Raw genomic sequence first — 26,212 nt, forward strand, 5'->3', positions numbered from 1 at the left:
CTACTATCGTCCCCGGAGCATTTTTGACAGGCGAAAGCAAGATGACGAACCCCAAAAACCAGTTTTGGCAGGCCAAATTTGCTTTGTAGAACCTATCAAAGCCGTTTTTTCCTGGGAAAGCGGTGTTGGACGACCTGCCCGCATGCTACCAATTGCCGTACCTGCTTACATTCGCTCCGTAGTAAGACCTCTTCCAACCTATTCTTTTCCATGAAAACTCTGGATCAGTACAACTTTGCCGGCAAGCGGGCCGTGGTGCGCGTCGATTTCAACGTGCCCCTCGACGCCGACCTGCGCATCACCGACGACACCCGCATCCGGATGGCCACCCCGACCATCAAGAAAATTTTGGCTGACGGCGGCTCCGTGGTGCTGCTCTCGCACATGGGCCGGCCCAAGGGCGGACCCGACACCAAGAACTCCCTGCGCAACCTCGTGGCCCGCTTGGAGCAGGAGTACGGCACGAGCGTACGCTTCGGCGGCGACGTCATCGGTCAGGAAGCGGCCCAACTGGCCGCTGGTTTGCAGCCCGGCGAAATCCTGCTGCTGGATAACGTGCGCTTCTACGCCGAAGAGGAGAAAGGCGACGCGGCTTTTGCCGAGAAGCTCAGCAAACTCGGCGACGTGTACGTAAACGACGCCTTCGGCGCGGCCCACCGCAAGCACGCCTCCACGGCCGTTATGGCCCAGTACTTCACGCCCGAAAACCGCATTGCCGGCTACCTCATGCAGAGCGAGCTGGACAACGCCCGCAAGGTGCTGACCAACCCCGAGCACCCCTTCACGGCCATCATGGGCGGGGCTAAAATTTCCGACAAAATCCTCATTATCGAGCAGCTGCTGGATAAAGTCGACTACTTGCTCATCGGCGGCGGCATGGCCTACACCTTTGCCGTGGCCCAGGGAGGCTCTATCGGCAACTCCCTGCTCGAAGCCGACAAGGTAGAGCTGGCTGCCAGCCTGATTGAGAAAGCCAAAGCCAAGGGCGTGCAGCTGGTATTGCCCGTGGACAGCATGATTTCCGACCGGTTTGCTAACGACTCCGACGTGGACGTGGCCGGCAACCTCGATATTCCCGCCGGCTGGATGGGCCTCGACATCGGTCCTGAGTCGCGCGAGTCGTTTGCCGCCATCATCCGTCAGTCGAAAACCATCCTCTGGAACGGCCCGATGGGCGTATTCGAAATGTCAAACTTCGCCGTGGGCACCGAGTTTGTGGCCCGCGCCATTGCCGAAGCTACTGCCAATGGTGCCTTCAGCCTCATTGGCGGCGGCGACTCGGCCGCGGCCGTCAACCAGCTCGGCTTTGCCGACCAGGTATCCTACATTTCGACCGGTGGCGGTGCGCTGCTCGAGTACATGGAAGGCAAGGAGCTGCCCGGCGTAGCAGCCCTGGAAGGCCGCTAGAACCGCTAACCAGCATGTCTTAGCAAGCAAAAAGCCACCGGCATTGCGCCGGTGGCTTTTTGTATTTATAGGGCTGGAGTAGGCGCTAGTTGACGGAGGGAGCCAAGCCAAATTCGTTGCCGGGTACGCTCTGGGAACCGTAGAATTTGCCTAGGAGCCGGGTTTTTCGTTGCTCTACCTGCGTTTTGTTTAGCACGCCCACTTGCTGCAGCCAGTCCAGGCGGGCCAGCTGGGACTCGGCGGGCTGCGTGGGGTCTACCTCGGCGTACTGCTCGCGCAAGTAAAGAATGGTATGGTCGCGCACCAGGTTGGCAAAATCGTACAGCGCCGACCGGTTGCGCCGACTATCAAACAGGGCAATATTGCCGCGGGCAGTGGTCAGCACAAAGTCGTGGCGCCACTGGCGCAGCGCGAAGGCAACAATGGCCAGTAGCAGGCCTCCCAGAATCAGCAGCAGCCACAGGGCCGACTCGCGCTGCCCGGCCAGCGTCACGACCATGTAGGCGGCTTTGGCGCACCCAAAGGTGAGAAACAGCGCCGCCAGCGTCAGGCGAAACGGAAAGCTGTGCTGCCGGGCCACCCCGATGGGCATCAGGTCTTCGTAGGATATCAGTATCTCGGTGCGGTTGAAAAAGCGCTTCTCTTCCACTTGCAGCCCCGTTTCCTGCAGCGTGAGTTGGGTGTAGCCCAGGGGAGGATACACCTGGCGAATAGTGGGTGGCGGCGAGGGCAAAGCGGGCATCGGATGATAAGAAAAGAGAACTAATTCACGTAGGGCGCATCCAGCACCTGGCCCATGCTGACCAGGGGAGCCGTCGGGACCTGACCGGTGAGGCGGGTGGCCAGGGCACGGGCCTCGGCTTCACTGACGACGTTGAGATGCTTGAGCCAGTGCAGGCGCTGCAGCTGGGGCTCGATAATGCCCAGAGGATTGACGGCCGCGTAGTGCTCCTTGAGGTAGGCCTTGGTGCGCTGGTCGAGGGCGTGGGCAAAGTGGTCGAGGGCGTGGCGCTGACCGGGCCGGTCGAGCAAGTTGATGGTGGCCCGGGCTGTGCCCAGGGTGAAGTGCTTCCACCAGTTATTCCGCCCGTAAAGGTACCCTCCAATCAGCAGCAAACCGGCTCCGAAAGCGGCGGCCCATTCTACATTGGTGAGGCCGCCCGGGCGCTTGGCCGCGTGCTGCAACACCGACGAGGTCACCCAGAACAGGGCAAAGGGCAGCCATTTCAGCTGGGGCGTCGTGCTGGTGCGCTCCACCCGCACGGGCAGCACTTCCTCGTAGGGCATCTCAAATTCCAGAATGGTGCGGCCTTGGCCGTTGCGCTCACACACGTACAAGCCGTGGGGTCGCAGAGCCAGCTGCATGGTGCGCGTAAGCTGACGTTGTTCGAAAAACATAGGTTGAACTACCAGCCGTAGCCGGATTAAAGAAACGCAAAGGGCGAAGGCGAGAAACAGAGAACGAAAATAGCGAGCATAACCCAGCCTAACACCTTGCGGCCCAAACTTAAAGCCCGCTCATCGGGTGCCGGAGGGTGAAAAATGCCCGTGAAGCGGCCCAGCAACAGACCAAATACCAGCCAGCCCGGGTTGCCCTCAATGCCCGGCACCGCCAGCGTGAGGGCCAGCTGCCCGGCCAGCACACTTAGCAGCAGCAGCACCGTGCGCCGCACCGTAGGCACGGTGCTGCGAAATACCAGGTAGAGGTACAGCAGGTAGGGCACCCCGCCGTAAAGCCAGAAGTCGACGCTGCGGTTGAAGCTGAAAATGCCCAGCCCGGCGTAGAAGATAAAGCCCACGAAGAAAACCACCGACAGCCGGTTGAACCGCCGGAAGCCCAGCAGTCCGTACAGAATATGCCCGCCGTCGAGCTGACCGATGGGCAGCAGGTTGAGAGCAGTGAAAAACAAGGCCAGAGAACCGGCCAGCAGTACCGGGTACTGGGGCAGGTCGACGAGGGCCGGCAGGCGGGTCGGGTCGGCAAACCAAGACTCCAGCAGCCGGTAGAGCAAGGGCCGGCTCAGGGTAATACCGTACTCCAAACCGCTGTGTTCGAGGAGTTGCTCGGACACCGGCGGAGGGAGCGCCGGCAGGTGAGTAAAGCCGTAAATTAGCACGGGCACTGCCACCAGAAAGCCCGCCAGCGGCCCGGCCAGCCCGATATCGAAAAATTCCTTGCGGGAGAATATCCGGTCCTTAATGCGGATGACGGCGCCAAACGTGCCAATGGTGCTGAAGGCACCGGTAAAAAACGGAATATAGTAGGGCAGGGAGGCCCGCACCCGGTAGTAGCGGGCCGTGAAGTAGTGGCCAAACTCGTGCACGGTCAGCACGCCCAGAAACGGCACTGAAAACCAGAGTCCGCGCAGCACTTGCTGCTGGCTGAGCCACCCGCTCAGCCGGAAAGCAGCCCGCGGGTCATCAATGGAGAACTGGGTGAAGAAGTAAGTATTGGTCATCCACTCGGCCCCAGCCAGCGTGGTAGTAAGCAGCGTGAGCAGAAACAGCAACAGGTGCCATGAGTAAACGCGCCAGCGCGGAGGCTCAGGCCGCTCGTAGCGGTCAAACTCCGGTTCGGACGCCGGCAGCGACTCGGGAGCGGGTGCGTCAGGCAGAGGCAGGGAAGGCACGGATGGCAGCGGGAAGGGCGTCGGTGAGGGTGAGGGGAGGAGCTAAAAACAGCGTGGGCAGCCCCAGGCGCTGGGCCGTTTCGATATGCTGAAAACTGTCCTCGATGAAAAGAGTTTCGGCCGCCTTCCAGTTCATTTCCCGCAGCGCATGCTCAAATATCTCGGGGCCGGGCTTGCGCAAGCCCACCTGCTGGGAGTAAAATACCCGGTCGAGGCAATCGGCAATGCCGTGGGCAAAGCCGTACTGCGTTTGAAGCCGCCGATTGATTTCCTCGATGTGAATCTGGTTGGTATTGCTGAGCAACGCCATCTGGTGGCCCTGGGCGCGCAGCTCGGCAATAAAAGCCAGACGCTCGGCTGGCACGTCGAGCAGCATGGCGTTCCAGGCCTCGTCAAGCTGCTCGTCGGTGCCCTCTAGGTCGTAGTGGTGGCGCAGCCCGGCCCGAAACTCCTGCGGCGTCAGGCGCCCGGTTTCCATCCGGTCAAACAATTCCGACTGGCTTTGCTGATTAAACTCAATGGTGCTGCTGGCCCGGCTTAGCCTGCGCATGGCGTCCACCGTAAGCTGGTAGTTGATATTGATGATAACTCCGCCGAAATCAAAAAGCAGATTTGGTTTTTTTCCTGACATACAGATGCTGCGTGAGCAAGACCAGCGCCGGCAAAAGCTGCCGCCCGCGACCTTACCAGATTTAAGAATTGGAAATACGGCTGCAAACTTCGAAGTTTGCAGTGCCGAAACCAACTCCGGGAGGTTTTAGCCGGGCCTATAGCTCAATCGGTTAGAGCAGCTGACTCATAATCAGCAGGTCACTGGTTCGATTCCAGTTGGGCCCACGAACATTATGCAAAAGCCTCCCTGTAGTACATAGGGAGGCTTTTTTGGTTTATTTAATAAACCATAAGTGAAACGGAGGAAAAGAGCTGACTCTTTCATGCCCTGGAAACCGTGTCCGCCATGCAGCGCAAGAGGCACTGGGCTCTGAGGGCACGAGCAAGCTTAATGCTGAGCTAACGGATGAGGCCTGGTCGAACGAGTGCGCGCGGGAAATGAACTTTGGCCATAACCACGCGAGCCAAGCAGAGCTGAGCAGATGACCGTTTCGTACGGATGGCCCCTGCAGCAGGTCAAAAGGGTGTGGTGGGAAAGCCATCAATAAGAAGGTGGCCGAGAACAAGTCATCGGGCGATGTTTCCCTCAAGAAAGTGCCGTACTGCTTTTTGCCTGGCATTCTACTAGTACGAAATGCACTTCACTGGAAAGTTTAGCGGCCGTAGCTTTGTAGGGCGCAAGCGTTGCTGGTGGTAGCCGGCTTTTCTATTTTCATCCTTACCTATGAAGCAATTCCTACTCCTGTTGGGGCTGATGGCCCTGTTGCGCTCGGCTGCCGGGCAAGCCTTCGTACCAGTGCCGGCCCAAGGAAGCCACCCCATTCTTTGTCCTGTTGGCCTGCCGGCACATACGCGGGTGGTTGCCCCTGCCAACTTTCGGCCTGGCTCTGCCCAGCGCCCGATGGCTGCCAACTTCGTAGTGACATATTCGTCCAACTTCCCCGCCGCCGCCCGCGCGGCCTTCGACTACGCCACGGGCATCTGGGCGGCACAAATCAACTCGCCGGTGCCCATTCGGGTGCAGGCCTCCTGGCAAAGCCTGGGTCCCGGACCGCTGGGCGGCTCGTATCCCACCACCAAGTTCATGGCCGTCAACGGCGGGCACCGGCGCAACGTGCTGTACCCGGCGCCCCTGGCCGAAAAGCTGGCTGGCCGCGAGCTAAATCCGACCACTGACCCAGACATCCTGCTGGCTTTTAATAGCAACCAAACGTGGTATTTTGGTACCGATGCCAATCCCGGAGACACGCAGCTGGACTTCGTCTCGGTGGTGCTGCACGAACTTGGTCACGGCCTAGGCTTCGACGCGCAATTCAAGGCTTTCCCCGAATTTCCCGCCACGCCCCAGGGCATCCCACTTACCCTCTTCACCACTCATCTTGAAAACCAGGCCGGGCAGCAGTTGGCCAACCCGGCCCTATTTGCCAACCCTTCGGCTGCGCTGACGGCCCAGCTGATTAGTGGGCAGCTGTACTTCAATAGCCCGCTGGCAGCGGCCGCCAACGGCGGGCAGCTGCCGCGCATTTATGCTCCCAGTACCTTTGCCGACGGCTCCAGCCTCAGTCACTTCGATGAAAACGCCTACCCCGCCGGCAACGCCAACTCGCTGATGACCCCATTTCGCGGCGCCGGCGAGGCCGTACATAATCCAGGCCCGCTGATGCTGAATATGCTGTACGAAATGGGCTGGGCGGGCACCGCCATTCGTCACCGGCCGCTCCGCAGCACCGAAACGGCGCAGAACTTCCCCGTCACGGCTACCATCGTGAGCGACGGCACGCTCACGCCCGGGTCGTTGCAGCTGAACTACCAGGTTGACAACGCCGCTCCGGTATCATTGCCGCTGACGGCTACAGGCTCGGCCAACGAATACACGGCCACGATTCCCAACCCGGGGGGCGGCAAAACGGTGCGCTACTACCTAGCCGCCGCCGACAACCAAACCAGCCGCCTGTACACCGCCCCAGCCGCTTCCTTGCCGGGGGCAGTGCAGCCCTGGTACGAGTTCTTCGTGGGCCCCGATGTGGTGCCGCCCCTTATTCAGCACCAGCCGCTCACCCAACTTTTCACCGAGCAGCTGCCCCTGACCCTTACAGCGCAGGTGGTGGACAGCGTGGGCATGGGCACCGTCGCGCTGGAGTACAGCATCAATGGCATAGCCCGGCCGGCCCTGACGCTGGCACAGCAAGGCAGCAGTTCGGTGTATACGGCTACGCTAGGCACTGCTGCCGGTCCCCTCGAGCCAGGCGACGTGCTAACCTACCGTCTCGTAGCACGCGACGGGGCCAGCACGCCCAACCAAGCCACGGCCCCGGCCAGCGGCGTGTACACCGTGAACATCGTCGGCTACAAAACCCCGCAGGTCAGCTACGCCAACGATTTTGACACGCCCACGCCACTCGACTTCACCGGTAATGGTTTCACGGTAACCCAGCCGGCGGGCTTCGCCAATTCCGCCCTGCACAGCACTCATCCGTACGGAAACAACGCCAGTTTCACCTACCTGCTGCTGCAGCCCATCGTCGTGCGCGCCACGGCCGCCACGCTCAGCTTCGACCACATTGCCTTCGTCGGGCCCGACATTCCGAACTCGATTAGCTTCAGCGACGACATGGTGCGCGTGGAAGGCAGCAAGGACGACGGAACCACCTGGAGGTCTTTGGGTTTTTACCAGTCTAGTGCGGTTAATGCCTGGGCGACGCTTTACAATCCGCGCGACGCGAGCAACAACTCCACCGGGGTGCCTACCGAAAGTCTGTACCGCCGGGCTACCATTAACCTCCGGCAGACTTACGCCACCGGCGACGTGGTGCGGCTGCGCTTCACGCTTTCCTCCAATGCCAGCATTCACGGCTGGGGATGGGCCATCGACAACCTCGTCATTCAGCCCATCACGGCCAGCGCCGTTGCCGGCCGCCGCGGGCAGGTAGCTGCCGCTTACCCGAATCCTACCAGCGGCAGCTTTACGCTGGCCCTGCCCACGGGCTTTGTCAGCGGCAGCCGCCGGGCCGAGCTGCTGGTGCGAAATGTGCTGGGCCAGCAGGTACGCCGCCAGCAGGTGGTGCTGGCGGCGGATCAATCGATGCTGCTCGTCGCGCTCAGGACGGTACCGGCCGGCCTCTATCAGGTAAGCCTGCGCACGGCAGAGGGCACGACGCTCACCAGCAAGGTGCAGGTGCAGCCCTGAATAAACAAGTAGTAGAACTGGTCGTAGGGGTATCCTGTAACAGCCGCTGCATCATTGCAGCGGCTGTTTTTGCAAAGGCGGCGCCTATGGCTACCTCAGAAATGAGCCACGCCCCGATAAATCTGTCCAGCGAAAAGCGGATGCTTATGCAGCCTCGTCGCCTTTGTATGTATTTCTGCCCTAGTGTATTCGCCTGGTTACTGCCTTCTCCGCTAAAAGCCTGGCACTCGGCAGATTTGCACCTTCGTAAATGGGGATTTAAAACCGTTAAGTCCCGGCCGGATATTCCTTCACTTAATTACTGAGGTAAACAGAAAACACAGTGCCTACCCCAGGCTGGCTGCGGACGGTAATACTGCCCCCAACGTTGTCGACAATGCGCTTAACCATGTACAGGCCGATGCCGGAACCTTCCACGTCGTGGTGCAGGCGCTGAAACAGGCCAAATAACTTAGTTTGTTGAGTTGCATCCAGTCCCAAGCCGTTGTCTTGCACTTCCAGCAATACTTTATCGGCCACCCGGAAACAGCGCAGCGCTATAACCGGGCGCCGGGCAGGGTCCCGGTACTTTACGGCGTTGCTGAGCAGATTGTAGAGGATGCTGCGCAGATGTTTGGGTGCAAACGAGATGGCCAGCCCTGTTGTTATAGCCACGGATAGCAAGGCATCGGCAGCTGCCAGGCGAGGCGCCAGATCCAAGCGGATGGACTCAACCAGGGCCGCCACATCAACTGCCTCAGGGGGCTGCAGCTGGGCCTGCTGCAACTGGGCCAGGTCGGTGAGCTGCGCGATGGTCAGCTGGAAGCGGGCTACGGCCTCGTGAATCATCGTCAGCAGTGAGGACACGAGCGGGACCTGGAAGGATGACGCCGGCAGCTCTTCCTGCAGGGCCTCAATCAGGCCTTCGAGGTTGGTGATGGGCTCCCGCAAATCGTGCGAGGCCGTGTAAATGAAGTTGTCCAGGTCCACATTGATGCGGGTGAGCTGCTGGTTGCTCTCGCCCAGTTCCTCATTGGTGGCCTGCAGCTCCTCGTTGATGGCGGCCAGCTCCTGGTTGAGGTCCTGCACCTGCCGGCGGGCCAGCACCTGCTCCGTTACGTCCGTGGCCACGCACACAATGCCCATCACGTGGTCGTCGGCCGTGAGCAGGGGCTGGTACACGAAGTTGAAGTAGCCCGGGGCTCCGGGCTGGTGGCGGGCCAGCTGAATTTCCTGCTCCTGGGCCACATAGGGAATGGCGGTGCGGCGCACGGTAGCCAGCAGCTCGGCGAGTCCCTGGCTGCGTAATTCAGGTAGCGCGTCAAAAAAAGGCTGCCCTATCAGGGCCGGATAGGGCTGGCCCAGCATTTCGCACATAGGCGGATTGACAAGGTCAAGCGTGTAGTCTTGGCCCTGAAAGACGCACACGGCAACGGGAGCCTGCGTAAAGACGGCCTGTAGTTGCTGGCGCTCTTCCTCACGCGCCTGGCGGGCCAGGACTTGCTCGGTGACATCGAAAGCAAAGATGGAGACGCCGGCAATTTCGCCTTTCTCGCGGTAGGCCTGGTAAGTGAAGTTGAAGTAGCGGGCACGAGGCAACTCGCCCTCTTTAGGAGGTGGCGCAAAGGGAAGTTCCTGGCCAAAGTACGTTTCCCCGGTTTGGTACACGTGGTCGATGAGCTTGCCAAAGCCTTGTTCCACCAGTTCGGGGGCTGCCACTGCCAAATTGAGCCCCAGCAGCGGCCGGTCGGGAAAGAAGGCCTGATAAGTGGGGTTTACGTACTCGTAGCGGTGGCTCGGGGCCCGCAGCAACGCAATCAGGGCCGGAGTTTGCTCAAACACCTGATAAAAGGTTTCGCGCTCCTGTGCCTGCCGCTGGGTAGCGGCCAGCAGATCGGCCTGCAGGGCCAGTGCCGCCTGCGTACGCTCCTGCACCCGGGCTTCAAGCTCCTGGTTGAGCTGCTGCACTTGCTGGCGGGCCACTACCTGGTCTGTTACATCAGTGGCCACTACCAGCACGCCGGTGGTTACGCCCTGCTCATTTTGCTGGGGCTGATAAACAAAGTTAAAGTAGATGGTATCCAGGCGGCCGTACCGGAACATCCGGAATGGCAGCTCAGTGCCAATAAACGGCTCACCGGAATACAGCACGCCGTTGAGCAGCTCACTGACGCCCTGACCCTGCAATTCGGGCAGGGCCTCCAGCAGCGGAACGCCGAGCAACTGCTCTTCTGGGCGGCCCCAAATCTGGCAGACGGAAGGGTTGGCCAGCGAAATACGGTACTCGGGGCCGTCGAGTACGGCAATGGCTACCGGGGCCTGGTAAAAGACCTGCTGAAGCTGCTGCCGCTGCCGCTCTACCTGGGCCCGGGCCGTTTGCTCGGCGACCTGACTTTCGCGCAAGGCTACTTCCACCGCCGTGCGGGGCTGGTCGGCCGTATCGGTGAAGCTCACCAGCAGGCCGGCCCCGGAGCGGCGGGCCGCCAGTCGGTAGAAGTTGTCGTAGCCGTCGGCCTGGTAGTTGATGTTGTATTCGCGGGGCTCGCCGGTCACGAAGGCCTCCACGTGAAAGTCGAAGGTGCCGTGCTGCTTGCTGTGGGGCCACTGCTCGTTGTGGGTGAGCGTGGGGCGCTCCGGCATGCGCATCATCCGCTGGGCCGCCGGGTTGAGGTATTCGAAGGTAAAATCAACCAGCTCCCCGGCCGCATTGTAGAGCGGCATATAAAAAATGACGCCGGTCAGGGACACGGCAAGCAAATTATCGAACAGCTCTTCGAGGGGCGAAAAAGCAGTTAAAAGAGAGGCAGGCTTCATGGAGGGCAACGGCAAAAGCAAGTATAGGCCAGAATGCCCCGGAACGAAACATGTGCCTACCGGCTCAAAAGCCGGCGGATGATGAATACGGCAAAGGCCATAGCCGCTTACGCTGCGTTGCGCCGTTCCAGCTGTTGCAGCTGTTGGTCGATTTCGGCCGCATAGCCCTCGATCTGCTCGAGGCCGGCCCGGGCTTTCTCAATCTGGCCGCGCTGGTAGAGTGTCACGAGCTCCTGGCCGTGCACCAGCATCTGCTGCAGGGTCCGCTCGATGCTGCGCACTTCCGTGGCCATGCCAAAGCGCGGCATCAGCGTAGAGCGAAGCCATTCCCCAAACGGATTGTCCCGCAGCGAGAACAGGGCCGGGTCGGGCTCGCGCACGCCGTACAGCACCGAACGCAGCCGGGACTTAAACACAACCTGCTTGATGCGGGCCTGCTGAAACTCCAGGCTATCGATATCCATGCGCGTCGTGCTGTAAAGAGGAATGAAACAAGGCCGGGCGCTTACGCATGAGCTGGGTCGTTAGTGCCCGACAACCGGTCAAGCTGCTGGCGCATACGTTCCCGCTCGGTCACGTCGAAGGCAAAGCTGAAGATGCCCACAATCTGGCCGTTCTCCCGGAAGGGCTGGTAGGCGAAGTCGAAGTAGCGCTCCTCAATGACGCCGGTAGCGCGCCGGTGCAGCTGCAAGGGCATGGCCGTGCCGTAGAAAGGCTCCCCGGTTTGGTACACGTTGTCCAGCAGGGCAATAAAACCTTGCTCGGCAGCCTCGGGCACCACGTCGAGCACCGTGCGGCCCAGCAGCTCGGCGGAGGCAAACAGCTCCTGATACGGCGGGTTGGCAAACTCAAACACGTACTGCGGGCCGCGCACAATGGCAATAAGGGCCGGGGCCTGCATAAACAGGTTGTAGAACGTTTCGCGCTGACTTTGCGCTAGCTTGGCCGCCTGGTAGGCCTGGTCCGACAGGAGCAACTGCTGCTCGTTGGCCTCGGTCAGCTCCTGCACCAGCTGCTTTTGCTCGTGAATATCCACGCCGCTGCCCACCCAGAGCCCAACGCTGCCATCGGGCTGCTGCTGGGGCACGGTGCGGGCCAATACCCAGCGGTAGAGCCCATCGTGGCGGCGCATGCGGAACTCCACTTCGTAGGGGCGCCGCTCGGCAATGGCCTGGCCCCAGTCGCGGGACAGGCGTGGCAGGTCGTCGGGGTGAATAACCGACTGCCAGCTCTGGGTGGTGTCCTCGGCCGGTTTTATGCCGGTGAAGCTCAGCCAGCGCTGGTTGAAATAGTCGATAATACCATCGGGCTGAGCCGTCCAGACCATCATCGGCAGGGCCTCGAGCGTGAACAGGGCCCGTTGCTGGGCCAGCAGCAAAGCCTGCTCCGCCACCCGCCGCTGCTCATCGGCCACGTGCTGGGCCGTTACATCCTCGGGGTGCTGCAGAATATAGAGCAGCTCGCCGTTGCCATCCAGCACCGGGTAGTGCGTAATGCGCCAGTAGCGCTGCTCAAACCCGCCGCCTTCCGCTTCCGGCCGCAGCAGGTCGTAGCGCGTCAGGGGCATGGTGTGGGGCTGCTTGTGCTGGCGCACGTATTCGTGCGACTCGTTCAGGTCCCGCTGGCTTTCCGGCGCCGAGGGGTAGGCATCGAAAATATTGCGGCCCACCGCCTGCTCACGCCCCAGCATCGACACGCCTACATGCTTATCGGAGTTGTCGACGATGGTCCCATCCGGCTGGAGCAACAGGTAGTTGTGGGGCAGCAGACGAAACAGGTGCAGATAGTCGGGAGTAGGCATGCAAAGAACAGTGGGGAGAAGGCCAAAGGTAGGGTTAAGCGCGCATAGTTGTTTTAGTTGAGCTTGGCAGTGCAACCCGATTTAGCGTTGCAACAGCCAAGTAGCGGCTTGGTTTTCGTCGGCAAACATGCGGAATACAAGGCCGGGCCGGTGAGCGTCCTGCTCTACGTGCTCGGCGGGCATGCGGGCCACCTGCTCGGCGGGAAAAACGCCGGCCCCGGTAATGACCCCACCACCCTCCGTCTGCCGGCTAAGCCAGTAGCTTAGAATCCAGGCGCTTTCATCCGGAGTAAAGGGCCGCATCACCCGGTGGTCGGAGAGCAGGCGGTGCCAGCCCCGTAGCTGCATAAGCTGGCCGGTGTGGGTCAGGAAGGCCTGCAGCAGCGGCATTTCCCGCGGCCCACTGTGGTACTGAATCAGGGCATAGCCATCGGGGTGCTCCAGCACCCGCCCCACGGCATTCTCAAAATACAGGCGAATTCCAGGTACCAGCATGCGCACTAAGATGGGTCGGTGGGGAGAATGGTGCGCTGGGCCTCGCGCAGCCAGCGCTGGGCCTCGGTGAAATCGTGAAACAGCACCATCTGAAACCGGTTTTTGACTTGCTGCAGCATCTGTTCGGCCGACGTTTGCCCGAACACGCCCGGGGCCAGTACGTGGGCAAAGCGGCGCAGGTCCAGGGCCAGGGCGCGGGGCATCCATTCCTGCGCTATCCAGTCGTTGGCCTGGTTCCAGGAGCCGGTCACCTCCCGGTTGTCGTTGAGCAGGTACACGCACTTGGTTTGCTGCATCAGGGCCAGCACCTGCTCACAGCCTTTTATCACATTCTCGGTTGAGAGCAGGCCCTGCCAGCGGTTATATATCCAGCCATTGGCTTGGTCCCACTCCAGGGACAGGTAGGGCTTATCAAAGGAGTTGGTAAGAGTTGTAATCATGCCGTGCGAATAAGAAAAGACGAATACCGCTACTGTCCCAGCGGGTGCCTACATGCGCTGCAGCCACTCACGGGCCGTGGCCGGGTCGCGGAAGGTCAGGAACACGATGCCGGCCGAGGTGTGCTGAAGGGCCAGCTCGGCGGAAAGCTGGCTGTAGCGCTCGGGGAGTGAATCCAGGCAAAGTAGCGGCAGCCGGCGTCGTAGAGCTGGGGAAAAAATACTTCCCCGCCCCAGCGGGCCGCGTCGGCCCAGAGGCCGTGGATGTGGGTGTTGTCGTTCAGCACCTTCGTGCAGCGCTCCTGGCGCAGCAGGTCCAGCAGCGTCAGGGCACCGGCCATAACTTCCTCGTCATTGGGGCTGCCATGCCAGTCGAGCTGCAGCCAGTTCTCCACATAGTCATGTGAAATCGTCAGGGTCGGGGTATCGGAGAGGATGCGCAGGGCCATAGGAGGGGGAGAGGAAAAGCGGAAAAGTGTCGGCGGCCGCTGGGCTAGCAGATGGAGAGAAGCCAGTGTTGGGCATCTTCCAGATTGTCGAAAACCCGGGCCTGAAAAGCCGTTAGCTGGGAATAGAAAGCATCGGCCGAGCCCTCGGCCAGGGTTGCCGGGGTGGTAATCATGGCAAAGTGCCGCAGCCCGGCCGCCGCCGCGTTGGGCGCCCACTCGTTGATGACCCAGTCCATGGAATGGTCCCAGGGGCCGCGCACCAGCCGCGTATCATTCAGCACGCACGAAAATCCGGCCTTGGCCAGAGCGGCGGTGTAGGCCTGGGCACCTTCCTGAATGTTGGCCGCCGTCAGGTAGCCTTGCCAGGTAACCCAGATCCAGCGGTTGTCAAGGTCGGTTTCGATTGTCAGAAAAACCTTGCCTAATGACGATTTCAATTCTTGCATGAGTGTGGTATACGTAGTAGGGGCTGCAGTAGCCTCCTGGTGCTCAATTAAACCTCTTGCCCTCCGAGCAGCCTTAGCTGAGGGCCCACGTGCGGGCCTCGTCCACATCGGTAAACATGCGGGTCTGGAAGGGCAGCCCGGGAGTGGTGTCCTGGTACAGGTTGCCGATGAGCATTCGGTTGAGCGTTTGCTCGGCCTCCAGGCGGGCAAAGCGGACAACTCCAAGCTCCACCAGCGCGGGCAATACGGTTTGGCCAATCCAGGTCAGGTCTTTAGGCCGCACGGCGCCCAGCAGCCGGTCGTTGGCTATCCAGGCAGTGGCGTGGTGCTCCCGGGCCAGGGCAATAGCCTCGGTAATATAGCGGCGGAAGTCGGCGCTACTCACGTAGCCAAGCCATTCGGTTTCAAGAGCATTGTGGGTGCCCTGGTGCAGGTGTAGCACCAGGGCCGGGTGGGAGGCAAGAACAGGCATAAACGACACGGATTGGAATGCTACAACGCAGGCGGCCGAACAGGGTTACTAAGTAGAAACCCGCCGGTTTACCTGGTCCCGCCATGCACGCGGCGTAAACGAAGGGCGGCAAAGCTACTAGACTTTGCCTGATTACCTCCACCGGCTGCTCACCAGCCATTGAGTAGCCGCGCGGGAAGTAGATGGGCTGATTTTCTGGCCGGTAAAAGCCACTAAAACGCTGCCGGTAGAACCTGCTGGCCGGCTAAAGCGTAGGGGAGGCCAATAATTAGCTATGATGAACACACCGTTCTATACCCGACTAACCCAACTGCGCCGGGAACTTGAGGCCAGTGACTCTTCCGACACCTTTGGCCTGAGCGTACTGCTGGCTATTCGCCGGGAGCTGACTCGCCTGATGCAGAGCATTCCCGACAAGCAGGTGCAAAAGCTGCCCAAAGACTTGCAGCATGCCTTTTCGCAGAGCTTCCGCAAGCTCATTGCCCGGGTGCCTTTTCCCGCGCCCAGCTGGGAGCAGCAGTATCAGGAAACGGAGCAGGCCCTGGCCGTGATAGAGCAGATTGCCCAGCAGCTGCCCTTGCAGCTGCCCGCCATACCGACCCTGAGCCGTCTGACCGAGGGCGAGTAGCCGGGTTTAGCGCCGGCCTTGGGGTCGACTAGTGGGTAACTTCCGGCTCAGCCGGAGGGCGCAAGGCGGCCAGCGCGTCGGCTGTGTGTTGTTCCAGCAGCCAGATAACCACTTCCGCTTCCTCGTCGATGGAGTGCTGGGAGGCTGGTCCGGCCGGGCTGTTGGCTCCTGCTTCCCCGCGTGCCAGCTTCGTCAGCGTGCCGATACGGGTCAGCAAGTCATCCAACTCGCCGTAGAGCAGGGTCCAGATGGCTTGGGCCTGCTCCGGGCGCTGCTGCAGCAGCTGGCGCAAATCCAGGATTTTCATGACCAGCCCGGCCAGGGCCTGCAGCCGCCGCTGTTCCACAGCCGAAAGGGTGCGGGGCTGCCGGTCGATAACGCACAGGGCGCCAATCTGGTGGCCTTCTTCGGTGCGCAGCGGGTGGCCGGCGTAAAACCGCAGCTCAAGCGCCTCGGCCACCTTGGGGTCGGTCAGGTGGCAGGGCTCCCGCTGCAGATCTTCGTACACCGTCGTGTCTTCGTGCAGCACGGCCACCGAGCAGATGCTTTGCTCACGGTTTACCCGCACGGCCCCGGGCAAGCCAAAGTTGGCCTTAAACCAGACACTGCCTTCTTCTACCAGCGAAACCAACGCAATAGGCACCTGAAACAGCTTGGCCGTCAGGCGCACGATTTCGTCGAAGACGGCATCGGGCTCCGTACCCAGCGACAGATAGGGCAGCAGGGCCTGCAGGCGCTGGGGGTCGTTCGCGGGAATAAGCGAGGTGGGTGTAGGCATAAATTACGCGGTAGCGGGGCCTGCTACCAGAAGAAACCGGTGCAATAAGGCAGTGCCTTCCCTGCTTTTCCTCCTGGTCTGACCTCCTGCTGCGGGTAAAGATAACAACATCCCCGATACAGGAGCGGCCCGTGCTGCGCCAAGGGCCCCGCCCGGATGCTGCCTGTTTTTTCCTCCAAGCAGGTATAAGCTGCGGCGGGCAACTCAGCGTATTACTCCGGCCTTGGACTACTGCGCCGCGGGTGGCGAGGAAAAGTGCTCTTGCAGAATCTGGTCGACCTTATCCCGGGTCAGGGGCTTGGTCAGGTAGCCGGCAATGGGCAGGTTCTGCATGTTGGCCACGTCCAGCGGGTTCAGGGAAGTGGTGAGCATGATAATGACCACGGCCGGGTTGTCGGTCGAAAGGCGCTGGGTGTAGGCCTGCAGGAATTCTACCCCGTTCATGCGCGGCATTTTCATGTCCAGCAGAATCAGGGCTGGGCAAGTAGCAGAAGCCACCGGCTCGCAGTGCGTGTGCAGTAAGTCCAGCGCCTCCTGACCGTTGGTGGCTACCAGCACGGTGTCCGTAATGGCCATGCGCCGCAGCAGCCTCTGGTTGAGGTAGTTAGTCGTCTCATCATCGTCGACGAGCAGGGTGCAGGAAATGGCAGCCATAAAGCAGGACAGAAAGGAGTGGGTCAGGCAGTAGTACCCGACACCTGGAGCAGGTGTACGAAAAACGTGGTGCCGGCGCCGGGTTGGCTGTGCACCTCGATGTGGCCCCCGGCATTCTCTACCATGCGCTTGACCATGTAGAGCCCAATGCCGGAGCCCTCGACGTGGGTATGAAAGCGCTGAAACATGTGAAACAGGCGCGGCCGGTACGTCGGCTCAATGCCCAGGCCGTTGTCGTGGACCTCCAGCACGGTATAGCCCGGCTTAACGTGGGCTCGCACATCTACCCGGGGCGGCCGGTCGGGGAATGGTACTTCAGGGCGTTGCTGAGCAGGTTATATACCACCGAGCGCAGGTTTTTTTCCGAGAACTGAATCGGCGGCCGGGCTGCTACATCGATGAACAGCTTGGCGCTGGTGGCCTGGATCAAGGGCAGCAAGTCCTGCCGTACATTTTCGATAATGGCGGCCAGATCGATGGACGTGGCCGGGGTGTCGTGCTCTTTCTGGAGCTTGGAAACCTCCGTCAGATGGTCAATGGTGCGCTTGAAGCGCTCCACCGAGCCCAGCATCCGCGTCAGGGTAGGGGCCACGTGCTGGCCTTGCTCACCGTCGGCGGGCAGCTCTTCCTGCAACAGGTAGAGCAGGCCCTCAATGTTGCTGATAGGCGCTTTCAGGTCGTGGGAGGCGGTGTAGATGAAGTTGTCTAGGTCCACGTTGGTGCGCACCAGCTGCTCGTTGGCGGCCCGGAGTTCTTCGGCCAGGGCCCGGGCCTGCTGCCCGCCTTCCTCCACCACGCGCCGGGCCTGCACCTGGTCGGTTACTTCGTGGGCAAACACCAGCACCCCATCAACCTCGCCCTGGGCATTGCGGCGGGCCTGATAGGTGAAGGTCCAGTAGATTTCCTCCAGCGGACCTCCTTCGGTGCGGGCCAGCTGCAAGGGCAGCTCCTGAGCCACGAGCGTTTCGCCCGTTTCGTATACCCGTCGCAGCTGCTGATAGATAGGCGCCCTGGCAATTTCGGGCATGGCTGCCAGCAATGGTTTGCCCAGCAGCGTGCGGCCGGGAAAAATGCGCTGGTAGGCCGGGTTGACGAGCTGGTACACCAGCTCAGGACCGTCGAGGATAACGATGGGGGCCGGGGCTTCCATAAACAGCGTGTGCAGCTGCTGGCGCTCGGCTTCGCGCTGCCGGCGGGTGCGCACCTGCTCCGTGACGTCGAAGGCAAAGATGGAGATGCCCGCAATCTGGTCGTTTTCGCGGTAGGCCTGGTAGGTAAAGGTATAGTACACCTCCTGGCCCGGGCCTTCCTGGGTTGGCTCCAAACGCATGGGCAGTTCCGTGCCGAAGAACGTTTCGCCGGTACGAAACACGGTGTCCAGGGCTTGCAGAAAGCCAGCCGACTCAGTTTCGGGCAGGACCTCGGCTACCGGACGTCCCGTGAGTTGGCGCTCGGGAAAAAGTTGCTGATAAGCGGCATTGACGTACTCGAAGCGGTGCTGGGGGCCCCGCAGCAAGGCCACGGCGGCGGGGGTATCGGCCAGGATATGAAACAAGGCCTCGCGCTCCTGGGCCCGGCGCTGGGCGGCGGCCAGCACCTGAGCCTGCAGCGCTTCGTTCTGCTGGCGGGCCCGCACCCGCTCCGTAACGTTGACGGCAAAGCTCATCACACCCTCGATCTGGCCAGTGGCGTCGAACATAGGCTGGAAGGTAATGTCGAAATACTCGTCGTGCATCTGCCCGTCGCGGTAGCGGTCCAGGCGGCGAAGCGTTTCGAGCATGTGCACGGGCTCCCCGGTGCGGTACACCCGGTCCAGGGGCTCATGCTGCTCTTCGGGCAACTCGGGCAAGGCCTGGCGGCGGGGCAGGCCCAGCAGGGAGCGGTGTTGCAGCAACTCGCGGGTGCCTGGGTGCACCAAGGTCCAGACGTGGTCGGGGCCGGTAAAGAGGTTGATCAGCGCTGGGGCCTGACCGAATAAGCGCAGCAGGCGGTTGCGCTGCTCCTCGGCTTCGGCCCGGGCCATTTCCGCTTCCCGAGTGCGCTCCTGCACGCGGGCCTCAAGCTCCTGATTGAGATGCTGCACCAGCTGGCGGGCCTCCACCTGCTCGGTCACGTCGTAGGAAAAGTTCAAGAGGCCATCCACAGTACCGGTGACATCCCGCAAGGCCTGAAAAAACATGTTGAAGTAGCGGCGCTTGAGTTGGCCCGTGCCGGCAAAGTCCACCCAGGCTTCTACCTCGGTGCCATAATACGGCACGCCGGTCTGGTACACCTGGTTCATGTAGGTCAGATGCGGCTGATCTATCAGCTCGGGCAAGGCCTCCCGGATGGACCGGCCCTGCAGGATGCGGGCGGGAAAAAGCTGCTGGTAACCGGGGCTGACGAGGGAATACACCATGTCGGGGCCGTGAAAGGTGGCTACGCTGGTTGGCAGCTCCATCAAAATCTGGTGCAGGCGCTGGCGCTGGGCCTCTGCTTCGGCCAGCAGCTGTTCCTGGGCCTGCTGGCTAGCCAGGAGCAGCTGCTGGCTCACCACAGTTTCGGTAACATCCGTGGCGACGTGCAGAATATGGCTTATCCGTCCGTGCTCGTCAAACACGGGGGCATTGCGCGGTTGCCAGTAGCGCACCACAAACTGGCCCGGCCGGTTGGGGTCGGGCACGTCGTAGCGCTGCTGGGCCATCTGGTGAGCCTGCCCGGTTTCGAGCACGCGGAGCAGGGAAGCGCGCAGGTTGTGAACGGAATTGGCTTCGGGCGTGGCGGGGTTGTCGGGAAAGACCTCAAACATCGTTCGGCCCAGCAGGAGCTCCCGGCGGGTCAGCGTGGCCGTCAGGTAGGTGTCGCTGGCCGCCTCGATGTGCAGCTCCGCGGATAGCAGCAGGGTCGGGTCGGGCAGCGCCTGGATAAGGGAAAACAGCGAAGTAGGGGAGAGCAAGCAGAAGACAGCCGTGAAGCCAAATAAGGTAATCGTATACACCAGGGCTGCCCGGTTGGCTGGGGCCAGGGCAACACGCGGAAAAAGATAGCGAAGCCGGATAAGTACTTAACGACCAGGAAGGCCGCCAGCGCGTCGGGGCCCACCACGGCAAACAGCTCGTGTTGGGATACGTTCAGGACGAGGGCTGGTTTTTACCCGCTACCCCAGCACCGGGGCAAATCCACCGTTTGGCAGGTTCAAAACACGGCCTGCTTTGTAAGGCTTCACCACGCTTCCGCACCTGCCGGGTTTTGCGGCCACTTAGCCGTAGAGCTCAGGCGTTCCGGGCGGCCCAGGTGGGCTTGGTTATCTCAAATACGAAGTTGAGCTTGGGCTGCTCGCCGTAATAAGCCAGCTCCTGCTCGGCTACTTTGGTGGCCCCCAGCCGCTGAATGGCAATTTGCGACCGTACGTTGCCGGCCCCGATGTGAAAGCGCACCGTGTCCACGAACTCAAACAGATAGTCGAGCAGCAAGGCTTTCACCGCCAGGTTGATGCCCCGGCCCCAGTACTTGGTGCCGTAAAACGTGTAGCCGATCAGAATGCTGCTGTCCTCCGGGCTGTAGTCGTACAGGCGGGTGCTGCCCATGGTAGCGCCGGTTTCCTTGTCCACGATTTTAAAGGCGCCTCCGCTTTGCACGGCTCCCTCGAAAAAGGTGGCAAATACTTCCCTGCGCCACCGGTCCTTGTTGGGGTGCTGCTCCCAGATTTTGGGGTCGGCGGCCACGGCGTATAGTTCGTCAAAATCGGCCTCCTGCAGGGGCACAAGCCGGATGGTGCTGGTTTCCAGGCTGGGTTGTAAGCTAAGCCAAGCGGGCATACGAAGAACGGCTAGGTAGTAGAAGGGAAGGAGCCTGCGGGCACGCCAAAGTTGGGGGCCAGAAGTGGGTTTACCGTCGGCAGCTATAAAATCTTTGTACGGGCGCGGGTTTCCGGTTTCCGCGAAGACAATTATTCATCAGGAGCCGCCTTCTGGCTCCGCGCGGGTAGTGTTCCATAACGCTGTTCATCTACCTTTGCCGGCAGGTATTACTGAGGCTGGCAGAGCCTGCTTCCGGTAGCTGCCCCGTGGTGGCCTGGCTTATCTGCGTGACTCCTATGACATTCATTAACAGCTTCGAATGAGAAAACTTCTACTGCTATCCTGTTTGCTGGCAACCTTTACCTCGGCTTCCGCCCAGCTCCGCAGCTTCCGGCTCGACCGCATGCTTGGCACCCCGGTCGACTTTCCCCAGGACCTCCAGGTCAGCTCCACCGGCGTCATCCACATGCTGGACCGGGCGGGGCTGGTAAAGCTTGATTCGACGGGCCGCTATTTGCAAACCATTCCCCTGCGTTCGGCCACGCGCACCCCCGACTACCGTTCCCTGGCCCTGGATGGGCAAAGCAATGTATATGTAGTCAACCGGGCGGCCTCCTTTGTGCGCAAGTACAGCCCGCAGGGCGACTCGCTCCTGCAAATTGGCCGGGCCGGCACAGCCTCGGGGCAGTTTCAGCAGCCCGAAGGAGTGACGGCAGATGCGGACGGCAACATCTACGTGGCCGATACCGGCAATAACCGCCTCCAAAAGCTAAATGCCAGCGGGCAGGTACAGTGGGTGTACGCCCCCACCGGAGCTCAGGCCCTAGTGCAGCCCTCAGACGTCAAGCTTGCGCCCGACGGCAGCGTGTACGTGTTGAATAAAAACTATACGGCCGTCCGGCTAAGCGCCGCCGGACAGCTGCTGGGCACGTTGTCGTTGCGCTTCACCGGCTCGCTCAACGACCAAACGATTGGGCTGGAAATTGACGCGGCCGGAAACCTCTACGTCGTTAGCTCGCGGCTGAATGCCGTGCAGCGCTACAACGCACAGGGTGCGCACTTGGGCGCTTTTGGGGCCAGCAGTGGCTCCTTCAACGGCACCCACGCGGCCCTGGCCCTCGATGGCAAAGGCAACGTGTACGCCCTTGATGCCTCCGACCGGGAGCAGAGCATCAGTTCGATCCGCAAGCTGAGTCCTACTGGCGCGTTGCTCAAGAAGTGGGGCAACGAAAGACTCTTTGGCGGCCGCATGCGGCAGGATGAGGCGGGCAATATCTATTATATGGATCAACAGCAGCCCCGCATCGTCAAGATAAACCCCGCCGGACAGCAGCTGCTCACAATCGGTAGTTCGGGTCAGGCCGACGGTCAATTCGGCGTGCTAACCAGCTTTACCGTCGACTCGCGCGGATTTATTTATGCCTTGGAAGGCCAGAGCTTTCCTCCCCGCGTGCAGAAGTTTGACCCACAGGGCCGGTTTATCAGTAAAATCTCCCTGCCCAACCCCCAAACCAATCCGAACGGCTATTCTCCCTCCGACCTTGCTGCGGATGCTGCCGGCAACGTCTTCGTGCTCGACTACTGGAGCGGGGTTCGCAAGTATAATTCGCAGGGGCAGATGGTGCAGATGATTGGGGCGGGCGGCAGTGGCAGCGCGCCCGGCGGCCCCGGCGCCGGAAAGTTCTACGCGCCGCGTGGGGTAGTATTGGATTACCGGGGCAACATCTACGTATCGGACGGGGCTGGCCACCGCGTACAGAAGTTCAGCCCCAACGGGCAGGTGTTGCGCGAGTTTGTTTCCGTGTTTCCGCCTACTTTTCAAGGCTCTCCTTCCTTATCGGCCGGCGACGCGGGCCTGGCCGTGGACGGAGCCGGCAACGTCTACGCCAGCATCGGTAAGAACGACTACATCACCATGTTTGAGGGCTATGGCAACCGGCAGGCAAAGCTGGTTGTGGGGGCCAATCCGGCGGTTATTACCATCAATCAGAATGGTACCCGGCTGACCAGTGCCATGTGGGGCAATGATGTGCTGCGCTTTTACGTGCCCACCAACCGCCCGCCCGAGAACCTGATCAGTGGCAAAGTATTCCATGATCTGAACAGCGACTGCAAGCAGCAGGCCAACGAGCCGGCCCTGCCAAACATGCTCGTGGTGGCCGAGCCGGGTGGCTATTACGGCCTTACCGATGAAAACGGCAGCTATACCGTAGCCGTAGATACCGGAGCCTATACCGTGCAGCAAATTCTTCCTGAGCCCCAGCCCGGCCGGGTGGTGCAGGAGCTATGCGCCGGCCCAACGGCGGTTTCATTTCGCTCCTACGGTAACGTGGCCAGCGGGCCCGATTTTGGAAACCAGGTCAGCGACGCGCCTCATCTGACGGTGAGCGTGACGTCGAACCGCCGGCGCCGTTGCTTCCGCAACATCACGGCCGTGAGCTACGCTAACATCGGCTTCGCGGCCTCACCAAGTGCTACCGTAACGGTGGCCCTGCCCCCGGAAGTCGTGCTGGTGAAAGCCGATGCGCCCTTCACCAGGAACGAGGCTGGGCACTACCTGTTTCAGGTGGGGGCGCTGCAGCCAAATCAGCGAGGCACTATCACCATTCAGGATTCGGTGGTATGCGGCAATCCCGCCCTGCGCGGCCTTACCGTGTGCACCCGCGCCTGGATTCGCACAACCGCTGTCTACACCGGGCCTGCGGGCTGGAATGGGGCGTCGATGGTCGTCAGTGGCACGGTAGTGGGCAATCAGGCGCGCTTTGCCGTGCGTAACCGGGGCCAGGCCGCTACCACGGATAGTCTGGGGCTCCGCATTTTTCAGGATGCGCAGCTGGCGCTGAACCGCAACTTTTCCCTGGCCGCCGGCGACAGTCTGGTCTTACGCTGGAATCCGGCCGGACCGGTAGTGCGGGTAGAAGTCGACCAGCCTGCTACCCATCCCTATGGGCCAACGGCGGGTGCCACCGTAGAGCTGCCCACGCTGCGTACGACCACCCTGCCCAGCGCGGCCATGCTGGCCATGTCGCCCGGTGGGCCCCACCCCGATGAATCCCAGGACTGCCAGCCGATTCTCGATTCCTACGATCCAAACGACAAGCAGGTGGTGCCCCAGGGCGTCACGGCCCAGCGCTACACGCCCACCAAGGAAGTGCTGCGGTATCAGGTCCGGTTCCAGAATACGGGCAACGACGTGGCCTACCGGGTGGCGGTAGTCGATACGCTGTCTGCCGATCTGGACATCAGCACGCTGCGGGTAGGGGCCGTGTCGCACCCGTACCGCCTGACCGTATCCGGCCAGCAGCGGCCGGTGCTAACCTTCACCTTCGACAACATCCTGCTGCCGGATAGTGCCAGCAATCCGGCGGGCAGCAACGGCTTCGTGCAGTTCAGCATCAAGCCCAAAGCTTCCTTGGCTGCCCGCACCCGCATCGACAACTTCGCCGACATTTTCTTTGATTACAACGAGGCTGTCCGAACCGATACGACGACTAACCGCATCTATGATATGCCCCGGAGCGTGGTGCCGGCCCTGGCCCTGCAGTACCCCGACGTGCTGGCCTCGCCCAGCATCACGGCTATGGCGCCGGTTCAGGGCCGCTTGGGCACCCTGGTAACGCTCACGGGACGTAAATTTTCCCCAGTCGCCGCCACTAACCGCGTCGCCTTCAACGGTGTAGCGGCCCAGGTGCAGAGTGCAACCGCTACTACCCTCACCGTGCGGGTGCCGGCCGGCGCTACCACCGGTGCAGTGACCCTGACCACGGCCGACGGCGGCACGCGCAGCACCAGCTTCACGGTGTTTCAGCCCCCTACGCTCAGCGCTGTGACCCCGGGCGAAGGCAAGCCCGGCACCGTGGTAGTCTTAACCGGAACGCACTTTTCGGCGGTAGCCGGGCAAGATACGGTTACCTTTAATGGAGTTCCGGCCCGGGTGCTGCAGGCCACTACTGGTAGTTTGCAGGTAGAAGTGCCAGCCGGCGCCACGCTGGGCAAAATCAAGGTTCGGACCTTGGGTGGGCCCGTGGAAAGCGCGCAGCCTTTCATGGTCTGGTATCCGCCAACCATAAGCAACACCCAGCCCGGCCGGGCCCGTACCGGCGCCTCAGTGGCCCTGACGGGTACCAACTTTGCCGATGCTCCTGCCCGTAACGTGGTTACGTTTGGGGGTGGGCAAGCTGGGCAAGTGCTGCAGGCCTCCGCTACGAGCGTCATCGTGAAGGTGCCGGCCGCCGCCCAAACCGGCCTTATTCAGGTACAGACGCCCGGTGGGCAAACCACGACGGTGGCGAGCTTGGTCGTTATTCCGGCCCCGGTTATCACCAGTTTCAGTCCTGCGCAAGGGCCGGTGGGCACGTCCGTTATCCTTACTGGGCGCAATTTCCGCGAGGAAGGCTTGAATGACACCATTCTTTTTGGCGGCCTGGCTGCCCGCGTGCTACGGGCTACGGCCACGAGCGTGGAAGTAGTAGTGCCCCGCGGGGCCAGCACGGGAACATTGACGGCGGCCGGTGCCGGAGGCCAGGGTAAGTCTGGGGAAGCCTTCAGCGTCAATGCCTTGCCGCTCAACGAGGCCGTTACGGTTTTCCCAACGCCCACCTACGATAAAGTTACCGTCAGCTGGCGGCAGGCCGACTTTGTTGTTCAGCAGGTGCGCATTTACAACTCTATTGGCGGTTTGATTGCTACTGAGATGGTACCGGCGGCTACTGCCGATGAGCTGACCGTATCGTTGGCCCACTGCCGGTCCGGTCTGTACATAGCAGTCATCGAGACGCCGGCCGGCCGGGTCGTAAAACGCATCACGTTGCTGTAAAAACCAGCGTCATTTTAAGAGGTGAATACACACGTAAACCGAGCGGGCTCCAGGGCCCGCTCGTTGTGTTTTAGCGGTTTGGGTCGCTAGGTTGCTCGCCTTTTACTCTGCCCACAGGGGTATCGGCTGCTTATGTCTTGCTCCTTAACTTGTAAAGAGCTTGGCGTACGCCGCCGGCCGGCCTTATGGCCGAAGCAAGGGGTTGGCTCGTATGTCGGCGTATTCACCTTTCCAACCGGAAAGCCATTCTTCTTGCCCGATCTATGTCCAATACTCCCCTAACTGATCTAAAAACCATTCTTACGGCCAGTGCTGAGCCGGCCCAGGCCTTGCAAAGCGCCTTGGACCTGGTGGGCTCTCATCTGCGCGTCGACCGATGCTTTTTGTACGTGCGCAACCCGGCCCGGGGGCGGGGCCGCATTGCCTTCGTGTGGCGGCGGCACGAGGCGGTGCCCGACCCCCGACACGACTGGCAGAATGATACCGGGGAGCTACCCAAAGAGGATCCGCTGTTTCGGGCGGCTCTGGCGGCCCGGCCTTCCGTATTCGTTGACGACGTGCATGAGGCCGGGCCTGAGGTGCTCAACCAGGACTTTGAGCGCCGCACCTTTGGTCACCGGGCCCTGGTGCACGCCCACATCACTGAGCAGGGCCAGCTGTGGGGTATTCTGCAGCCCTGCGTTTTTGACCACCCCCGCCATTGGACACCGGCCGAGCACGAGTATCTGGCCGAAGCCGTGCTACTGTTTTTGCCGGTAGTGCAGCGCTACATGCGCGAGCTGGGCCCCGACCTGGGAGCCTGAAGTTGAAGGGCCGCAGGCGGCGGGA

Annotated in this window: 22 protein-coding genes and 1 tRNA gene; 6 read left to right on the forward strand and 17 right to left on the reverse strand. The window is 61.4% G+C overall.

The genetic code is table 11. From position 1 onward, the window contains the following. Positions 1-210: 210 nt before the first annotated feature. Positions 211-1,407, forward strand: coding sequence for a phosphoglycerate kinase (locus MUN79_RS14070; RefSeq protein WP_244678222.1), 1,197 nt, complete (start codon positions 211-213; stop codon positions 1,405-1,407). Positions 1,408-1,492: 85 nt separating this feature from the next. On the opposite strand, the gene MUN79_RS14075 is transcribed toward MUN79_RS14070, so the two are convergent. The 4 genes from MUN79_RS14075 to MUN79_RS14090 are packed head-to-tail and all read right to left on the reverse strand — an operon-like array spanning position 1,493 to position 4,668. Next, a complete protein-coding gene (locus tag MUN79_RS14075; RefSeq protein WP_244678223.1) occupies positions 1,493-2,149 on the reverse strand; it encodes a hypothetical protein in 657 nt (218 codons plus the stop codon). Positions 2,150-2,169: 20 nt separating this feature from the next. Next, positions 2,170-2,805, reverse strand: coding sequence for a hypothetical protein (locus MUN79_RS14080; protein WP_244678224.1), 636 nt, complete (start codon positions 2,803-2,805; stop codon positions 2,170-2,172). Between the two features lie 26 nt (positions 2,806-2,831). Then, a complete protein-coding gene (locus MUN79_RS14085; RefSeq protein ID WP_244678225.1) occupies positions 2,832-4,037 on the reverse strand; it encodes a site-2 protease family protein in 1,206 nt (401 codons plus the stop codon). Continuing rightward, positions 4,015-4,668: an HAD family hydrolase gene (locus MUN79_RS14090; RefSeq protein WP_244678226.1), complete on the reverse strand. Its 654-nt coding sequence runs from the start codon at positions 4,666-4,668 to the stop codon at positions 4,015-4,017. Before MUN79_RS14090 ends, MUN79_RS14085 begins: the two co-directional genes overlap by 23 nt. 132 nt (positions 4,669-4,800) lie before the next feature. Between MUN79_RS14090 and MUN79_RS14095 the strand changes: the two genes are divergently transcribed. Together MUN79_RS14095 and MUN79_RS14100 are read left to right on the forward strand one after the other, a co-directional pair. Further along, positions 4,801-4,874: transfer RNA gene (locus MUN79_RS14095), tRNA-Ile, on the forward strand. A 676-nt stretch (positions 4,875-5,550) separates the two neighbouring features. Continuing rightward, positions 5,551-7,836: a T9SS type A sorting domain-containing protein gene (locus MUN79_RS14100; protein ID WP_244678227.1), complete on the forward strand. Its 2,286-nt coding sequence runs from the start codon at positions 5,551-5,553 to the stop codon at positions 7,834-7,836. Between the two features lie 294 nt (positions 7,837-8,130). Here the strand turns inward: MUN79_RS14100 and MUN79_RS14105 are convergent, their stop codons facing one another. The 8 genes from MUN79_RS14105 to MUN79_RS14140 form a co-directional block, all read right to left on the reverse strand. Continuing rightward, positions 8,131-10,629: a PAS domain-containing protein gene (locus MUN79_RS14105; RefSeq protein WP_244678228.1), complete on the reverse strand. Its 2,499-nt coding sequence runs from the start codon at positions 10,627-10,629 to the stop codon at positions 8,131-8,133. Positions 10,630-10,736: 107 nt separating this feature from the next. Continuing rightward, positions 10,737-11,093, reverse strand: a complete 357-nt coding sequence (locus MUN79_RS14110; protein WP_244678229.1) for a hypothetical protein — start codon at positions 11,091-11,093, stop codon at positions 10,737-10,739. A gap of 41 nt (positions 11,094-11,134) precedes the next feature. After that, entirely contained in the window at positions 11,135-12,430 is a 1,296-nt protein-coding gene (locus MUN79_RS14115) for a PAS domain-containing protein (RefSeq protein WP_244678230.1), read from the reverse strand. 81 nt (positions 12,431-12,511) lie between these two features. After that, entirely contained in the window at positions 12,512-12,925 is a 414-nt protein-coding gene (locus MUN79_RS14120; protein WP_244678231.1) for a hypothetical protein, read from the reverse strand. A gap of 5 nt (positions 12,926-12,930) precedes the next feature. Continuing rightward, positions 12,931-13,365 (reverse strand): hypothetical protein, encoded by a 435-nt coding sequence (locus tag MUN79_RS14125; RefSeq protein ID WP_244678232.1) that lies wholly within the window; start codon positions 13,363-13,365, stop codon positions 12,931-12,933. 95 nt (positions 13,366-13,460) lie between these two features. Further along, positions 13,461-13,811: a hypothetical protein gene (locus tag MUN79_RS14130; RefSeq protein ID WP_244678233.1), complete on the reverse strand. Its 351-nt coding sequence runs from the start codon at positions 13,809-13,811 to the stop codon at positions 13,461-13,463. Between the two features lie 44 nt (positions 13,812-13,855). Beyond that, positions 13,856-14,257: an STAS/SEC14 domain-containing protein gene (locus tag MUN79_RS14135; RefSeq protein ID WP_244678234.1), complete on the reverse strand. Its 402-nt coding sequence runs from the start codon at positions 14,255-14,257 to the stop codon at positions 13,856-13,858. Between the two features lie 73 nt (positions 14,258-14,330). Continuing rightward, entirely contained in the window at positions 14,331-14,729 is a 399-nt protein-coding gene (locus MUN79_RS14140; RefSeq protein WP_244678235.1) for a hypothetical protein, read from the reverse strand. A 274-nt stretch (positions 14,730-15,003) separates the two neighbouring features. On the opposite strand from MUN79_RS14140, the gene MUN79_RS14145 reads away from it, so the two are divergent. Then, positions 15,004-15,357, forward strand: a complete 354-nt coding sequence (locus tag MUN79_RS14145; RefSeq protein WP_244678236.1) for a hypothetical protein — start codon at positions 15,004-15,006, stop codon at positions 15,355-15,357. 28 nt (positions 15,358-15,385) lie between these two features. On the opposite strand, the gene MUN79_RS14150 is transcribed toward MUN79_RS14145, so the two are convergent. From MUN79_RS14150 to MUN79_RS14170, 5 genes are all read right to left on the reverse strand, one after another. Beyond that, complete coding sequence (locus MUN79_RS14150) at positions 15,386-16,135, reverse strand: GAF domain-containing protein (protein WP_244678237.1); 750 nt, start codon at positions 16,133-16,135, stop codon at positions 15,386-15,388. Between the two features lie 228 nt (positions 16,136-16,363). Next, positions 16,364-16,789 (reverse strand): response regulator, encoded by a 426-nt coding sequence (locus tag MUN79_RS14155; protein ID WP_244678238.1) that lies wholly within the window; start codon positions 16,787-16,789, stop codon positions 16,364-16,366. A gap of 23 nt (positions 16,790-16,812) precedes the next feature. Further along, positions 16,813-17,070: an ATP-binding protein gene (locus tag MUN79_RS14160; protein ID WP_244678239.1), complete on the reverse strand. Its 258-nt coding sequence runs from the start codon at positions 17,068-17,070 to the stop codon at positions 16,813-16,815. 2 nt (positions 17,071-17,072) lie between these two features. Beyond that, the gene (locus tag MUN79_RS14165; protein WP_244678240.1) at positions 17,073-19,766 is read right to left on the reverse strand and encodes a PAS domain-containing protein; all 2,694 of its coding nucleotides are present in this window, start codon (positions 19,764-19,766) and stop codon (positions 17,073-17,075) included. A gap of 274 nt (positions 19,767-20,040) precedes the next feature. Beyond that, the gene (locus MUN79_RS14170; RefSeq protein WP_244678241.1) at positions 20,041-20,586 is read right to left on the reverse strand and encodes a GNAT family N-acetyltransferase; all 546 of its coding nucleotides are present in this window, start codon (positions 20,584-20,586) and stop codon (positions 20,041-20,043) included. A 301-nt stretch (positions 20,587-20,887) separates the two neighbouring features. On the opposite strand from MUN79_RS14170, the gene MUN79_RS14175 reads away from it, so the two are divergent. Together MUN79_RS14175 and MUN79_RS14180 are read left to right on the forward strand one after the other, a co-directional pair. Continuing rightward, positions 20,888-25,384: a DUF7619 domain-containing protein gene (locus tag MUN79_RS14175; protein ID WP_244678242.1), complete on the forward strand. Its 4,497-nt coding sequence runs from the start codon at positions 20,888-20,890 to the stop codon at positions 25,382-25,384. 263 nt (positions 25,385-25,647) lie between these two features. Next, a complete protein-coding gene (locus tag MUN79_RS14180) occupies positions 25,648-26,187 on the forward strand; it encodes a GAF domain-containing protein (protein ID WP_244678243.1) in 540 nt (179 codons plus the stop codon). The last annotated feature ends 25 nt before the right edge of the window (positions 26,188-26,212 follow it).

Origin of the sequence: Hymenobacter cellulosilyticus (genome assembly GCF_022919215.1) — a bacterium.
Classification (GTDB): Bacteria; Bacteroidota; Bacteroidia; order Cytophagales; family Hymenobacteraceae; genus Hymenobacter; species Hymenobacter cellulosilyticus.

Excerpts from the sequence above, each read along its gene's own strand:
- MUN79_RS14070 (WP_244678222.1), top strand. The coding sequence starts at position 211 with ATGAAAACTCTGGATCAGTACAACTTTGCCGGCAAGCGGGCCGTGGTG.
- MUN79_RS14075 (WP_244678223.1), bottom strand. The coding sequence starts at position 2,149 with ATGCCCGCTTTGCCCTCGCCGCCACCCACTATTCGCCAGGTGTATCCT.
- MUN79_RS14080 (WP_244678224.1), bottom strand. The coding sequence starts at position 2,805 with ATGTTTTTCGAACAACGTCAGCTTACGCGCACCATGCAGCTGGCTCTG.
- MUN79_RS14090 (WP_244678226.1), bottom strand. The coding sequence starts at position 4,668 with ATGTCAGGAAAAAAACCAAATCTGCTTTTTGATTTCGGCGGAGTTATC.
- MUN79_RS14100 (WP_244678227.1), top strand. The coding sequence starts at position 5,551 with ATGGCTGCCAACTTCGTAGTGACATATTCGTCCAACTTCCCCGCCGCC.
- MUN79_RS14105 (WP_244678228.1), bottom strand. The coding sequence starts at position 10,629 with ATGAAGCCTGCCTCTCTTTTAACTGCTTTTTCGCCCCTCGAAGAGCTG.
- MUN79_RS14110 (WP_244678229.1), bottom strand. The coding sequence starts at position 11,093 with ATGGATATCGATAGCCTGGAGTTTCAGCAGGCCCGCATCAAGCAGGTT.
- MUN79_RS14115 (WP_244678230.1), bottom strand. The coding sequence starts at position 12,430 with ATGCCTACTCCCGACTATCTGCACCTGTTTCGTCTGCTGCCCCACAAC.
- MUN79_RS14120 (WP_244678231.1), bottom strand. The coding sequence starts at position 12,925 with ATGCTGGTACCTGGAATTCGCCTGTATTTTGAGAATGCCGTGGGGCGG.
- MUN79_RS14125 (WP_244678232.1), bottom strand. The coding sequence starts at position 13,365 with ATGATTACAACTCTTACCAACTCCTTTGATAAGCCCTACCTGTCCCTG.
- MUN79_RS14130 (WP_244678233.1), bottom strand. The coding sequence starts at position 13,811 with ATGGCCCTGCGCATCCTCTCCGATACCCCGACCCTGACGATTTCACAT.
- MUN79_RS14135 (WP_244678234.1), bottom strand. The coding sequence starts at position 14,257 with ATGCAAGAATTGAAATCGTCATTAGGCAAGGTTTTTCTGACAATCGAA.
- MUN79_RS14140 (WP_244678235.1), bottom strand. The coding sequence starts at position 14,729 with ATGCCTGTTCTTGCCTCCCACCCGGCCCTGGTGCTACACCTGCACCAG.
- MUN79_RS14145 (WP_244678236.1), top strand. The coding sequence starts at position 15,004 with ATGATGAACACACCGTTCTATACCCGACTAACCCAACTGCGCCGGGAA.
- MUN79_RS14150 (WP_244678237.1), bottom strand. The coding sequence starts at position 16,135 with ATGCCTACACCCACCTCGCTTATTCCCGCGAACGACCCCCAGCGCCTG.
- MUN79_RS14155 (WP_244678238.1), bottom strand. The coding sequence starts at position 16,789 with ATGGCTGCCATTTCCTGCACCCTGCTCGTCGACGATGATGAGACGACT.
- MUN79_RS14170 (WP_244678241.1), bottom strand. The coding sequence starts at position 20,586 with ATGCCCGCTTGGCTTAGCTTACAACCCAGCCTGGAAACCAGCACCATC.
- MUN79_RS14175 (WP_244678242.1), top strand. The coding sequence starts at position 20,888 with ATGAGAAAACTTCTACTGCTATCCTGTTTGCTGGCAACCTTTACCTCG.
- MUN79_RS14180 (WP_244678243.1), top strand. The coding sequence starts at position 25,648 with ATGTCCAATACTCCCCTAACTGATCTAAAAACCATTCTTACGGCCAGT.